The organism is Roseibium aggregatum IAM 12614 (assembly GCF_000168975.1).
In the GTDB taxonomy this organism is placed as follows: Bacteria; Pseudomonadota; Alphaproteobacteria; order Rhizobiales; family Stappiaceae; genus Roseibium; species Roseibium aggregatum.
This window is the reverse complement of sequence record NZ_AAUW01000026.1, coordinates 22,963-35,395: the sequence shown is the minus strand read 5'-3', so window position 1 is coordinate 35,395 and position 12,433 is coordinate 22,963. Positions and strand designations below refer to the sequence as shown.

General features: G+C 60.2%; 13 protein-coding genes. 5 read left to right on the top strand and 8 right to left on the bottom strand.

What is annotated here, in order from left to right:
• Positions 1 to 9 precede the first annotated feature (9 nt).
• Positions 10 to 1,038, top strand: a complete 1,029-nt coding sequence (locus tag SIAM614_RS27000) for an asparaginase (protein WP_006939477.1) — start codon at positions 10 to 12, stop codon at positions 1,036 to 1,038.
• 158 nt (positions 1,039 to 1,196) lie between these two features.
• On the opposite strand, the gene SIAM614_RS26995 is transcribed toward SIAM614_RS27000, so the two are convergent.
• Entirely contained in the window at positions 1,197 to 1,646 is a 450-nt protein-coding gene (locus SIAM614_RS26995) for a GNAT family N-acetyltransferase (protein WP_040441276.1), read from the bottom strand.
• A gap of 12 nt (positions 1,647 to 1,658) precedes the next feature.
• Here SIAM614_RS26995 and SIAM614_RS26990 point away from each other — a divergent pair, with 12 nt between their 5' ends.
• Together SIAM614_RS26990 and SIAM614_RS33395 are read left to right on the top strand one after the other, a co-directional pair.
• On the top strand, positions 1,659 to 2,459 hold the full coding sequence (locus tag SIAM614_RS26990) for a dimethylarginine dimethylaminohydrolase family protein (protein ID WP_006939475.1): 801 nt from the start codon (positions 1,659 to 1,661) through the stop codon (positions 2,457 to 2,459).
• Positions 2,460 to 2,704: 245 nt separating this feature from the next.
• On the top strand, positions 2,705 to 2,833 hold the full coding sequence (locus tag SIAM614_RS33395) for a hypothetical protein (protein ID WP_267871954.1): 129 nt from the start codon (positions 2,705 to 2,707) through the stop codon (positions 2,831 to 2,833).
• 589 nt (positions 2,834 to 3,422) lie between these two features.
• On the opposite strand, the gene SIAM614_RS26985 is transcribed toward SIAM614_RS33395, so the two are convergent.
• The gene (locus SIAM614_RS26985) at positions 3,423 to 4,793 is read right to left on the bottom strand and encodes a TIGR03808 family TAT-translocated repetitive protein (RefSeq protein WP_081455365.1); all 1,371 of its coding nucleotides are present in this window, start codon (positions 4,791 to 4,793) and stop codon (positions 3,423 to 3,425) included.
• Between the two features lie 181 nt (positions 4,794 to 4,974).
• Complete coding sequence (locus SIAM614_RS26980; RefSeq protein ID WP_006939472.1) at positions 4,975 to 5,448, bottom strand: YHS domain-containing (seleno)protein; 474 nt, start codon at positions 5,446 to 5,448, stop codon at positions 4,975 to 4,977.
• A 203-nt stretch (positions 5,449 to 5,651) separates the two neighbouring features.
• On the opposite strand from SIAM614_RS26980, the gene SIAM614_RS26975 reads away from it, so the two are divergent.
• A complete protein-coding gene (locus SIAM614_RS26975) occupies positions 5,652 to 6,230 on the top strand; it encodes a TetR/AcrR family transcriptional regulator (RefSeq protein ID WP_006939469.1) in 579 nt (192 codons plus the stop codon).
• A 235-nt stretch (positions 6,231 to 6,465) separates the two neighbouring features.
• On the opposite strand, the gene SIAM614_RS26970 is transcribed toward SIAM614_RS26975, so the two are convergent.
• Together SIAM614_RS26970 and meaB are read right to left on the bottom strand one after the other, a co-directional pair.
• On the bottom strand, positions 6,466 to 7,077 hold the full coding sequence (locus SIAM614_RS26970) for a pyroglutamyl-peptidase I family protein (RefSeq protein ID WP_006939465.1): 612 nt from the start codon (positions 7,075 to 7,077) through the stop codon (positions 6,466 to 6,468).
• Positions 7,074 to 8,072: a methylmalonyl Co-A mutase-associated GTPase MeaB gene (meaB, locus tag SIAM614_RS26965; RefSeq protein ID WP_006939463.1), complete on the bottom strand. Its 999-nt coding sequence runs from the start codon at positions 8,070 to 8,072 to the stop codon at positions 7,074 to 7,076. Before meaB ends, SIAM614_RS26970 begins: the two co-directional genes overlap by 4 nt.
• Positions 8,073 to 8,249: 177 nt before the next feature.
• On the opposite strand from meaB, the gene SIAM614_RS26960 reads away from it, so the two are divergent.
• The gene (locus SIAM614_RS26960) at positions 8,250 to 9,287 is read left to right on the top strand and encodes a phytanoyl-CoA dioxygenase family protein (protein WP_006939461.1); all 1,038 of its coding nucleotides are present in this window, start codon (positions 8,250 to 8,252) and stop codon (positions 9,285 to 9,287) included.
• Between the two features lie 233 nt (positions 9,288 to 9,520).
• Here SIAM614_RS26960 and SIAM614_RS26955 read toward each other — a convergent pair whose 3' ends face one another.
• From SIAM614_RS26955 to SIAM614_RS26945, 3 genes are all read right to left on the bottom strand, one after another.
• Positions 9,521 to 10,111: a DUF1131 family protein gene (locus SIAM614_RS26955; protein ID WP_006939459.1), complete on the bottom strand. Its 591-nt coding sequence runs from the start codon at positions 10,109 to 10,111 to the stop codon at positions 9,521 to 9,523.
• Positions 10,112 to 10,275: 164 nt separating this feature from the next.
• Positions 10,276 to 10,857 (bottom strand): LOG family protein, encoded by a 582-nt coding sequence (locus SIAM614_RS26950; protein ID WP_006939458.1) that lies wholly within the window; start codon positions 10,855 to 10,857, stop codon positions 10,276 to 10,278.
• Between the two features lie 106 nt (positions 10,858 to 10,963).
• Entirely contained in the window at positions 10,964 to 12,352 is a 1,389-nt protein-coding gene (locus SIAM614_RS26945; protein ID WP_006939456.1) for a dipeptidase, read from the bottom strand.
• Between the last annotated feature and the right edge of the window lie 81 nt (positions 12,353 to 12,433).

Below are 12,433 nucleotides of genomic sequence, written 5' to 3'. Positions count from 1 at the left end.
AGAAACTTCATGGACAATCCGGCTCTGGTCGACGTTACCCGCGGCTCTGTGATCGAAAGCCTGCATCGGGGCAGCATCGCAATTGTCGATAGCGCCGGAAAGCTCGTTTTCGGTATCGGCAATGTGGATGCCCGCGTATTTCCGCGCTCCGCCATCAAGGCGCTTCAGGCCTTGCCTTTGGTGGAATCGGGCGCTGCAGAAGCGCTTGATTATTCCGACGCGGAACTGGCGCTTGCCTGCGCCTCGCACAATGGCGAAGAAGTTCATGCCAATTCGGCGCGGGTCATGCTGATAAAAGCTGGCCTTGCGGAAGATCATCTGGAATGCGGCCCGCAGTGGCCGCAGCGCATGGAAGATGCCGCCAAACTGATCCTTGCAAATGAGACGCCCTGCGGCCTTCACAACAATTGCTCTGGCAAACACGCCGGTTTCCTTGGTCTGGCCAAGGTCATGGGGGTCGAGACGCGTGGCTATGTGAATGCGGATCATCCCGTGCAGCGTGAAGTTCGCAACGTGATGGAGCAGATGACCGGGGATACTCTGTCGGAAGATGTGTGCGGCACGGATGGTTGCTCAATCCCGACTTACGCTTCGCCTTTGCGCAGCTTCGCCCGTGCCTTCGCAGCCTTCGGGACCGGCGAGGGACTGGAGCCGCTGCGGGCCGAGGCCGCGGAACGGTTGTTCGATGCCTGCATCAACGAGCCTTACATGGTCGCCGGCACAGATCGTTTCTGCACTCGGGTGATGGACGCTTTCCGTGGCCGAGTCTTTGTGAAGACCGGCGCTGAGGGCGTCTTCTGCGCGTCCATTCCGGAGCTTGGCTTCGGCGTTTCGCTGAAATGCGACGACGGCGCGACCCGAGCGTCCGAAGTGATGATGGCAACCGTTCTTGAGGCGATGCTGGAGCTCAATGACGACGAGGCTGCTTTGCTCGACGGACTGGTCAACCCGCCGATCCTGACCCGGGTCGGTATCCAGGCCGGTCATATCAAGCCGCGTGAAGAGTTTCTGACAGAGTTGAAGGCGGCATTGCCCTGAGATATCCGGCCTTAGCTGGCCAGTTCACAAACCTCCCCTTGAAGGGTCGCAAACGCGGCGTCTCACAGGAGGGGCCAAACATTCGAGGAAACGGGCTGCATTCGTGACGGACGCGATGGTCCTTCTCGAATGCGGGTGTGGTCAGGATCTTCCGTTACTTAAAGGTCCTTCGACATCAAAACCTTGTTGCCATTTCTTTCCATTTCACTCCAGCCAAGATGGGTGTAGAGCGCGATATTCTCCGGCATGCCTATATGGGTTGCCAGATGCATCGCGCGCGCCCCGTTCTTCCCGGCAAATGCCTCGGCCGCTTCGATCAGACGTCGGCCGACGCCCCGGCCCTTGACGTCCGGATCGACGGCAAGGTTCATCAGATGTGCGCTGGTACCGCTGAGACCCAAAATGGCGCAGCCGATGATCCTGTCCGCGAATTCGGCGACGAAGACATGGTTCTGTGAGATGTCTGCGGCGATGCCGGCGGAGACGTCGGGCAAGTCCGGCAGGGTTGATTTTACCGGTGCATAGGCTGCGTCGATGCACGCTTTCAGGCGCGGTGCGTCTTGCAATTTCGCCCTGCGGATGGCTGGTTGAGCGCTTGTTTTTGTCACTGGAGTATTCTCATGGCCCATCGTCCCGGTCTGTCCTTCCACTTTACTCATGCGATAACCCGTACGCCTGCCGACAGTGTGGCCGACGGTATCCGGGCGGTGGATACTGGCAACCCGAGCGGCGAGAACTTCCGGGCAGAACATGAGCTTTATGTGCAAGCGTTGCAAGAAGCGGGACTGACCGTCGACGTTCTGCCACCGCTGGAAGCTTTTCCGGACAGCTGCTTTGTCGAAGACCCGGCTTTCTGTCTGCCGGAAGGGGCTATTCAGCTGCGGCCGGGCGCGGCCAGCCGTGCTGGGGAAGGCGCTGAGATCCGCGCCGCGCTGGAAAGCCGGTTCGGCAAGGTTGTCGAACTGCCGGGTACCGGTCATGTCGATGGCGGCGATATCCTTATGCTGGATGATGTCATCCTGATCGGCCTGTCCGCCCGTACCGATCGGGAAGGCGCTGATGCCTTTGCCGGACTGCTGGGCGAATGGGGGTACAAGGCTGAAGTTTGCGAAACGCCGGAAGGCGTGCTGCATTTCAAGACGGCCTGCTCCACCCTTGGAGATGGCGTTATCCTGGCGACCAAGGTGATGGCGGACAGCGGCTTTTTCGGCGACCGTGAAATCGTGGTCGTGCCGGAAGGCGAAGACTATGCTGCTAACGTCATCCGCGTGAACGATGTGGTGATGGTGCCGGAAGGCTATCCGAAAACCCAGGCTGCCATCGAGGCGGCCGGTTTTACAACCGTCATTCTGCCGACCCACGAAGCCCGCAAGGTCGATGGCGGCCTGTCCTGCCTGTCGCTGCGGTTTGCGCTGGACTGATTGCTCACGATCTTTGCGAGGTCTGAAACCCGTTCATCTCGATCCTGGGAACGCGCGGAAGCGCGATCTCCTTGGTCATGCCATGGCTCATCATGGCATCCGCGCCGTTCCGTTTCTGCCTGAACGGCCTTCGTTTGAGGCGCTGTCACGGCATGGATTGCAGGGTCAAGCCCTGCGATGACGGGGATTGAGAAGTGGTCGGCCTTTTGGCTTAAGATGCGTATTGCGCTGGCTGGATCTAAGCCTTGAGCGTTTCCATCCCCCTCGTCACGCCATGGCTTGACCATGGCATCCACGCCGGTGCGTTTCTGCTTGAGCGGCTTTCGTTCGAGGCGCTGTCACGGCATGGATTGCAGGGGCCAGCCCTGCAATGACGGGGATTGAGAAGTGGCCTGTCTTTTGGCTTAAGATGCGTATTGCGCTGGCTGGATCTAAGCCTTGAGCGTTTCCATCCCCCTCGTCATGCCATGGCCTGACCATGGCATCCACGCCGGTGCGTTTCTGTTTGAGCGGCCTTCGTTCGAGGCGCTGTCACGGCATGGATTGCAGGGGCCAGCCCTGCAATGACGGGGATTGAGAAGTGGCCTGTCTTTTGGCTTAAGATGCGTATTGCGCTGGCTGGATCTAAGCCTTGAGCGTTTCCATCCCCCTCGTCACGCCATGGCTTGACCATGGCATCCACGCCGGTGCGTTTCTGTTTGAGCAGCCTTCGTTCGAGGCGCTGTCACGGCATGGATTGCAGGGGCCAGCCCTGCAATGACGGGGATTGAGAAGTGGCCTGTCTTTTGGCTTAAGATGCGTATTGCGCTGGCTGGATCTAAGCCTTGAGCGTTTCCATCCCCCTCGTCACGCCATGGCTTGACCATGGCATCCATGCCGATCCGTTTCCACTTGTACGGTTTTTACCTTAGGCCTGGAGGAAGCGGTCGCCGGCAAGTCTTGGAGGATGAGCGTGTTTTGCGGTCAGGCAGCCACCTGATTGCCGTGAACGGTGAGATTGCTGAATTCAGAAACATCGTTCAGTTCGCCTGTTGCTTTTTCGAGCCAGCGGAAGCCGTTGATGGCGCCTTGTTTCGAGCCCTGGACGATGTTGTTTGTGATCACGGCGGCGCCCGCCCCGTCGACCACGGTAACGGCAATGCCGGTGCCGCAGTCCCGGATCACGTTCTGGGAGGCTGCGATGTTGCGCATGTAGGGGCCCCAGCCGAGCATCAGGCCGAATTTCGGCGCGCCTTCGACCACATTGCCGGTCAGCGTTGTGTCCGCTTCAACCGCGATGCCGATGCCGAAGCCGGCGACTTCCGGCGGATAGGGGCCTTCCTTCTTGATGTTGCGGATCAGATTGCCGGAACAGACCGCCAGGTGGCCGCCATCCATGAAGTTGGCGATGGATATGCCGATCGTGCCACCGTCGACGATATTGTTGGCAATGATCGCTCCCTGAAAGCCGAATTCGGAATAGATCGCGGTTTCGCCGGAACGAAGACAGGAATTGCCGATGATCTGGACGTTGGAGCCGGCATTGGAGCGGATCGCTGAGAAAGCGCAGTCCGCGACACGGTTGTTGGAAACCATGACGCCATGGGCGCGGAAGACATTGATACCGTTGCCGAACTGACCGGTGCCGCCGTAGCGGGCGCCGATGCGCTCCACCCGGTTGCCGCAAACGATCGTGCCGTCTTCCCCTTCACGCCAGCGGTGCACCCAGATGCCGCCATTGGCACAGTCGGCCACCGTGTTGCCGGTGATGGCAAGGCCCTCGGCCTCGTTCGAGCGCAGGCCGGCTTCGGCAGCACCGGAAATCCGGCAATTTTCGACACGGCCTGAACAGCGGTCCAGCAAAAGCCCCATCTTGGAAGAACCGGTGATCTCGCAATTGTCCAGCGTGACGTTCCTGACGCCGATGAAATGGAGCAGTCCTTCGGTGAAATCGCCGATGGAGCGATTGGCGCCGTCGAAGGTTATGCCGGTCAGGCCGACGTTGGACACGTCCTCGGCGCGGATCAACTGGCCGCCACCACCCTGATAGACAAGCCGTGTCCTGCCGGGAACGCCCACAATCAACGTGCCGGAAGGCAGGCGCAGGTTGGCGACCGGGTAGGTGCCGGCTGGGAGGAACAGGGCGCGGCCACGCTCGACTGCCCGGTTGACGGCATTTTGAAACTGGGCGCTTTGGTCGTCGGCGGCATTGGGCAGAAGACCAAGTTCCTGGGAATCAATAGAGCCGCGCAGGTCGGCAACCTTCATCTGGGCCGTGGCGACTGTCCCGGAAAGACACAAAGCTGTCCCGGCTAGAAACGCGCGGCGGTTCAGTTTCGAAAGGTTACGTGTCATCGGTCCGGCCAATTGCTCGCTTGCGTCCCGGATTGGGATGCGTCTCAGGTATCTGTGGTTGAAAACGCAAGAGCCGTGCCGGATTGACCTTCGGGCAACAGTTGAGAGGGCACATAAAAAACCGGCCAGGCACAAGGCCTGGCCGGTCAGTTAACCGATCTACAGGGGCAGAAGAGACCGGTCAGAGGCTGCTCGGGTCGACTTTTTCCAGACCCACCCAGTTTTCATCGGCCTTGGTGATGAAGCCCGGGATGTCCTTGTTCCAGCGTTGCTGGATCGACGGCGCGAGGTTGAGGTAAAGCTTGTTGTCGACGATCTTCCACAGGTCCGGATCACCATCGACCTTCACGCCCATGGCAGCGCCAAAGGCACAGAAACCGCCGTATTGCGGCAGGTACTTTTCCGGGTTCTGCTTGAAGAGTTTACGGTTTTCTTCAGAGGCGAAGCGGTAGGTGGCGCCGTTATGGACTTCGGTGATGGAGATATCACCGTCCTGCGGAGCACCATTGACGAAATAGGAGACCGGGTCGACACCGCGAAGGGCGAGGCCCGTTATGGTGGCGTTGACATCGAAACCGGCGCCGAAGGCGCTGGAAACCAGACCGGTGACAACGACAAGAGCCGCGACCGAGCCGCGAATGAAGTTTGCAAACATTTAGAAACACTCCCGAGGGGTTGAACTTGTCCGGCGAAGAGGTGCTCAAGCGATGGTGAAATCGGAACCGATTGGTTCCTAATCGGCCGCACTTGACCAACCCTGCCGGTGGTTCCTACATAGAGTTAGGAACCGAATGGTACAAAACACAAGCGCGTGACACTCTGTTGAGGATTTCGTGAAGCGGCTTGACGGGAGACAGAATGGCAAGACCACGGGAATTCGATGCCGATGAGGCACTGGAAAAGGCCATGGAACTGTTCTGGGACGTTGGCTACGACGAAGCCTCTCTGTCCGAGCTGCTTGGTGCCATGGAGATCACCAAGGGCTCTTTTTACAAGGCCTTCCAGGACAAGCAGTCGGTCTATCTGGCAACGCTCGACAGGTATAACGATCAGGTGGTCAGCAACACCGTCGCCTTCCTGGGCGACCCGGCAGAAGGCACGGGTGGGGACCGCATCCTCGCCCTGTTCGGTCGCATCGCCGATCTCGCGCAGAAGGAGGGGGACAGGCTGGGCTGCTTTTTGTGCAATGCCCTGGTCGACAAGGCAGGTGGGGCCGAGGCGGAAGCAAAGCTGCAGGCCATGACCAGACGTCTGGAAAACGGATTTTACCGCGCGCTTCAGGATGATGGGCTTGAGGAAACGGAAGCACGCGGCACAGCACGCGGCATTCTGACGGCCTACTTCGGTCTGCGGGTTCTCGGCCGGGCGGGCCTATCCGCCGACATGGCGTCCGACTGCATCCGCCAGGTCGAGCGGATGCTTGGGCGTATGCGTTGAGGCGGGGTCAGGAGCAGGTGGTTTGTTGCGGCTCGGGGTCTTTGAAGTCCTGAAATACTGAATTTCCGGAAGCCAAATACCACCTCATCCTGAGGAAGCACGAAGTGCTGTCTCGAAGGATGGGCGACACATTCCGGAGCAAGCGGCCCATCCTTCGAGACGGGCTTTCAGCCCTCCTCAGGATGAGGGAGAAGGGATGAGGGGAAAGTTCTTCAGGAGTGTGAGCCGAGCCCCCCTATCGCAAGCGCCTTGCCAGTTCCCGAAGTATCCTCACAGCGGCTTCCTCGATGACGGGGTAGGCCGGTCTTGTGTCGCGCGGGCCTTTTGGCAACGCGGGAACATGAACGAAGATGCTGGCGATGCCCGAGCCGATCGAATCCCATAGCGTTGCGTTGCAGAGATAGGTTCCGGCATTGGTGGAAAGCCGCGCCGGCGCGCCGGCGGCAAGAGCTGCATCGCGCAGGGCTGCAGCGGGCAGGATTGAATGCCGCGAGCGTTCTTGTGAAACCGCCAGTTCTGGCCTCACCGGTGCCTTGCCCAGGGCATCGGGGCGCACGCGTACGGCCTTGTTGACGGCCCTTGTTTCAATGTTGATGGTTCGCCGCGTGCCGTCGACGCCGAAATGCACGATGGCGTCCGGCAAAAGGGTCGTGCGCAGCCGGTCGGTGACCTCTTCACGCCCCGCCCAGGTGGTCGGCAGGACATGAAAGACGAAGTCGACACCGGACTGATGTGCGCCCATGCGCTTGGCCAGCCGCCGCATAAGCCGCTCCGTCGGATTGACGGGCGCCCCGGGGAACGGCGAAAAGCCGGTGACCAGAACGGTCTTGCGATCAGATGTCTTCATTCGCCAAGCCCCATCAAGGTGGCCAGTTCATCGACTGCGAGCGAAACGGCCGTCTTGCCACCGCGCACTTCTTCTTCCAGCGATTTGAGACGCTCGGCCGTGCGGGTGTTCGTTGTGAGCGCTTCCATCATGCGCTGCTGAAGCATGTCCCACATCCAGGCGACCTGCTGGCGGCTGCGTTTTTCATGCCATTCACCGCTGGCCTGCGTGCGCTCGCGGTAGACGGTGATCTGATCCCACAGGTGATCCAGGCCCTCGTTGGCAAGGCCGGACACCGTAATGACGGGCGGCGTCCACGTTGGCGACTTGGGGGCCAGAATATGCAGGGCGGCACGGTAGTCCGAGGCCGCGGCGCGTGCACGGTTTGCACCGTCGCCGTCTGCCTTGTTGACGGCGATCATGTCGGCGATTTCAAGAACTCCCTTCTTGATGCCCTGAAGCTCGTCGCCGGCACCGGGCAGCATCAGGACCAGGAAGAAGTCGACCATGTCGGCAACCGTCGTTTCCGATTGGCCGATGCCGACAGTCTCCACCAGGATCACATCGTAGCCGGCCGCCTCGCACAACAGCATGGTTTCCCGCGTCTTTGCGGCAACCCCGCCGAGGGTACCGGCGGAGGGCGAGGGGCGGATGAAGGCATTCGGGTCGACGGCAAGCTGCGCCATGCGCGTCTTGTCGCCGAGGATCGACCCTCCGGTGCGGGTGGAGGAGGGATCGACCGCCAAAACGGCAACCCTGTGCCCGGCCGCCGTCAGGTTGGACCCGAGCGTATCGATGGTGGTAGACTTGCCGACGCCCGGCACTCCGGTAATCCCGACCCTGAGCGCGTTGCCCGTCAGAGGCAGCAGGTCCTGGATCAGGTGCTGGGCCAGGCGGCGGTGCTCGCGCTTGCGCGACTCCACAAGCGTGATGGAGCGGGCCAGCGCCGCGCGCTGTCCGGCTTTCAGACCGTCCGCCAGCTTGGCGGGGTCGAGATTTCGTGCCGTTGTCGTCATGCCTCAAGGTGTTAGCGCAGGATTCGGCAAAGGTCACTGTCGCCAAAGGGTGAAGACGCATCGATGATGCATCCGTAAGCCGCTCCCCCCGCGCCGAACGGCATGGAAACATTGAACCCCGCAGGCAAAAACGTGTTAGATACACGCCACTTCGATGCAATTCATTTTTGGTGCTGCATGACACCCTTGTCTTATCTGAAAGCCCCGTTCTGGGTTCTGGGTCTCGCCGGAACCGACAAGTCCCCGCGCAAGAACCCGCTGCTGGGCAGCGAGCGGCTGAATACCTGGGGGCTGCACAAGAAACGGGTGAAACTCGCTGCCGATCTGGCCGCGCACAGACGCGCGAAGCTGGCACATCTGGTGGACCGGGAGCAGCAGGCGTTCTTCGATGAAAACGGCTATTTCCTGGTCAAGGACTTCCTGCCGGAGGAAACGTTCCGCCAGCTCAAGGAAGAAGTGTTCAACCAGCCATTCGAATCGCGGGAGATGCGTCAGGGGCAGGCGGTGACACGGATGACCCTTCTGCCGCCGGACGTGCTGCGCAGAAACGCGGCGTTGGCTACGGCTGTGCGCGATCCGCGCGCGATCAACATGATCCGCTATGCCGCCTCACAGGGTGGGCAGCCGCTCAACTTCATCCAGACGGTTCTTGTCGAACCGCTGAAGGTGAAGAAAAAGGACCCGCAGTCCGATGCTCACGCCGACACGTTCCACGCAACGTCCAAGGCCTGGCTGTTCCTGCAGGATGTCGGCGAGGAGGATGGACCGTTCTTCTTTGTGCCGGGCTCGCATAAACTCACCAAGGAGCGGCTGGAATGGGAGTATGAATGCTCCCTGACCGCGGCCAAGGACCTGAGGTCCCACCATGCCAGCGGCTCGTTCCGCATCAAGGCGGATGAGCTTGCCTCCCTGGGCCTGCCGCAACCAAAGAAGATGGCCGTGCCGGAAAACACGCTGATCGTGGCCGATACCTTCGCCTTCCACGGCCGCACGCCGTCGGACAAGCCGACTGTACGTTCAGAAATCCACTGGCACATGCGCCGCAACCCGTTCCTGCCGTGGACCGGCGGCGACATCAAGGCACTGCCGGGTCTCAAGGATCGCGGTATGCCAGTGTTGATGGATCTTGCCGATGTTGCGGAAAAGACCCTGAAACAGCGCAACGTCTGGCGCAAGGTCGGCGAAGTCATGGTCCGCTCCCAGCCGCATGTGTGAGGGCTGAGGTGAGCCGGTATAGGCTTGCAGTACTTTCTAGCGCCACCTGATATTCACAGATGTCACTTCACAAACGGCCTCATCCTGAGGAAGCGCGATAGCGCTGTCTCGAAGGATGGGCGGCAAGCACCTACCTTTGCGGCCCATCCTTCGAGACGGACCTGACGGTGCTCCTCAGGATGAGGGGGAAATTGGGGGCGTTCTGTCGGAATGAGCCTAGCCGGTCGTAACCGTCAGCTCTTCGGTGTCCAGAGGATCCGCTGGAGCTGGGCATCGAACAGGTCGTTTTCGGCCGGCAGGCGGTCGAACGGGCCGCCGTAGCCCGGGATTGCGTAGACCAGTTCCACGTTCGGGTGGCCATCGGAATGGCAGATTGCCATGCCGCGCCAGAGGTTCTGGCCAACGCGGCAATCAGCACGCGAGGAGCCGATTTCGGAAAAGGTCATGCCGATCCGTTCGCCGTTCGGGCCCTGAAGATGATGGGTCACACCGTGGACGGTGCGGACCTTGCCGTTCTGTCCCTTGAAGACCTGCAACACCTGAAACCCGTCGCTGTTGAAAGCGGCCAGAGCCCATTCGGTCGAATTCTCGTTGGCTGTCTGGATGCCTTCGGTGGTGAAACCGGGCAGGGCGGCCTCGATGGCTTTCTGGCCGTATTGGGTCTCACCGGTAATGCCACCGACATGATCTTCTGAGATCTGCACCAGGGTGATGTCGGAGGTTCTGACCAAGCGCCCGGATGTGCCGTCCAGATCTGACGTCGGGGCGCAGGCCGCTCCTGTAAGTGCGAAAAGGCAGGCAAGACCGATGGCAGTTAGACGCATATTGATACTCGGGCTGATTTGTCTGCGCCGAAGTGCGCAGAAGCGATACGGGATTTACCAAGTAACGTCTTGTTTGCAAAGAGAGCGATGACCCCTGTGGACAGTTCCGGGCTTGGCCCGGCAAGTGCCGCAAGGGCTTCAAGGCCTTTGCATTTTCTTGCCTGTCAGGTTTCGTCCCGGTTGATCCATTTGGGGGCGGAAGGCGGCGCATAGTTCTCAAACTGGCGGATCATATCCAGCGGAGAACTGGCGATCTGCACCATGTCGCGCATCACCTGTTTGGTGAAACCCTGCTCGGTCTGGTGGTCGAGGAAGGTGACCAGGTGATCGTAATAGCCTTCGGCATTGAGGAAACCGCAGGGCTTCTTGTGATAGCCGAGCTGCCCCCAGGTCCAGACTTCGAAAATCTCTTCCAGCGTGCCAACGCCGCCAGGAAGCGCAATGAAGGCGTCGGAGAGATCGGCCATCATCGCCTTGCGTTCATGCATTGAATCGACAAGGTGCAGCTCGCTCAAGCCTTCGTGGCCGATTTCCTTGTCCTGAAGCGACCGCGGCAGCACGCCGAGTACCTTGCCCCCGGCCGCAAGCGCGGCATCGGCAACGGTGCCCATCAGGCCAACCTTGGCGCCGCCATAGACAAGCGTATAGCCCTGTTCGGCGATGACGCGTCCCGTGTCACGTGCAACATCTGCATATGCCTGGAGCGCGCCATAGCTGGAGCCGCAAAAGACGCAAATGGATTTCATGTCTGTTCTCCGGTAGCTGACGCGAAATGGGATGCCAGCAGGATAACTTGTTCGTAGTCAATTCCGAGGCACGCGGAGGTTTCCATCCGCGTGCCGATTTTCAGGTTTAGTCCTTGGCCAGTTCATCAAGGACACGGGCCCAGGAACGGATGCCCTTGTGGAAGCTGGTCAGATTGTATTTTTCGTTTGGCGAGTGGATCTGGTCGTCTTCCAGACCAAAGCCGATCAGCAGGGAATCCATGCCCAGCTTACGCTTGAAATCACCAACAATCGGGATCGAGCCGCCCATCCCGGTCAGCGCGACGTCCTTGCCCCATTCGGCCTTGAGGGCTTTCTTGCCCTTTTCAAGGGCCGGCATCGCAAAGTCGAGCCGGAGAGCAGGGCTGCCATCCTTGGCAATGAAATCCACCGTGCAGTCGGCCGGAACTTTCGAGCGCACGTAGGCGCGGAACGCTTCCTGGATCTTGTCCGGATCCTGATCGCCGACAAGGCGGAAGGTGAACTTGGCATGAGCTTCGGAAGGGATCACGGTTTTGGAACCGGCTCCCTGGTAGCCGCCCCACATGCCGTTCACTTCAACGGTCGGCCGGGTCCACAGGTGTTCAAGCGGCATGCGGTCCTTTTCACCACGCGGATATTTCAGGCCGACGTCGCCGAGGAATTCTTCCACCGAGAAACCGAGCTCGTCCCACATCCTGGTGACTTCTTCCGGCATGTCGATGACACCGTCGTAGAAACCGGGCAGGGTCACCTTGCCGTTCTCATCGTGCAGACCTGCAATGATCGAGGCGATGATGTGGTTCGGGTTTTGAGCCGAACCGCCATAGGAGCCAGAGTGCAGGTCACGGCTGGCCGCCTTGACGATGACTTCGTCCCCGACCATGCCGCGCAACATGATGGAGATTGCCGGCGTTTCCGCGTCCCACATGCCGGTGTCGCACACAAGCGCGAGATCGCAGGTGAGTTCGTCCTTGTTGGCATCCAGGAAGGGATGAAGGGACGGCGAACCGGATTCTTCCTCACCTTCGAAAAGGATCGTCACGTCGAGCGGCAGGTCGCCGGTTTCTTCCAGATAGGCGCGGGCAGCTTCCACGAAGGTCATCAACTGGCCCTTGTCGTCGGCGGAACCGCGGGCAACGATGATCTTGCTGCCGTCCGGCTTTGTTTCGATGGCCGGGTCGAACGGGTCGCGCTTCCAAAGGTTCAGCGGATCGACCGGCTGAACGTCGTAGTGGCCGTAAAAAAGCACGTGCGGGCCCGGCTTGCCCGACTTGCGGTGGCCGACAACCATCGGATGGCCGGTCGTGTCGCGCACGGATGCTTCAAAGCCGATGTCGTTCAGTTCTTTCGCCAGCCACTCCGCAGCCTCGCGGCAGGGGGCCTTGAAGGCCGGGTCGGTGGAAATGCTCTTGATCTTGAGGAGGTCGAACAGACGGTCGAGGCTATTGTCGAGATTGGCATCGATGCGCGCCAAGACCTTGTCGATGGAACTCATGACGGATCCTTGAATTTTTGAACAAATAGGAGCGGAGGCCCGATGGACTCGGACGATGTGAGAAGGTCCTAACAGGCCATA

Bases quoted from the DNA above. Each gene is read 5' to 3' on its own strand.
- SIAM614_RS26945 (WP_006939456.1), bottom strand. From the start codon at position 12,352: ATGAGTTCCATCGACAAGGTCTTGGCGCGCATCGATGCCAATCTCGAC.
- SIAM614_RS26985 (WP_081455365.1), bottom strand. From the start codon at position 4,793: ATGACACGTAACCTTTCGAAACTGAACCGCCGCGCGTTTCTAGCCGGG.
- SIAM614_RS26970 (WP_006939465.1), bottom strand. From the start codon at position 7,077: ATGAAGACATCTGATCGCAAGACCGTTCTGGTCACCGGCTTTTCGCCG.
- meaB (WP_006939463.1), bottom strand. From the start codon at position 8,072: ATGACGACAACGGCACGAAATCTCGACCCCGCCAAGCTGGCGGACGGT.
- SIAM614_RS27000 (WP_006939477.1), top strand. From the start codon at position 10: ATGGACAATCCGGCTCTGGTCGACGTTACCCGCGGCTCTGTGATCGAA.
- SIAM614_RS26990 (WP_006939475.1), top strand. From the start codon at position 1,659: ATGGCCCATCGTCCCGGTCTGTCCTTCCACTTTACTCATGCGATAACC.
- SIAM614_RS26955 (WP_006939459.1), bottom strand. From the start codon at position 10,111: ATGCGTCTAACTGCCATCGGTCTTGCCTGCCTTTTCGCACTTACAGGA.
- SIAM614_RS26950 (WP_006939458.1), bottom strand. From the start codon at position 10,857: ATGAAATCCATTTGCGTCTTTTGCGGCTCCAGCTATGGCGCGCTCCAG.
- SIAM614_RS26960 (WP_006939461.1), top strand. From the start codon at position 8,250: ATGACACCCTTGTCTTATCTGAAAGCCCCGTTCTGGGTTCTGGGTCTC.
- SIAM614_RS26975 (WP_006939469.1), top strand. From the start codon at position 5,652: ATGGCAAGACCACGGGAATTCGATGCCGATGAGGCACTGGAAAAGGCC.
- SIAM614_RS26980 (WP_006939472.1), bottom strand. From the start codon at position 5,448: ATGTTTGCAAACTTCATTCGCGGCTCGGTCGCGGCTCTTGTCGTTGTC.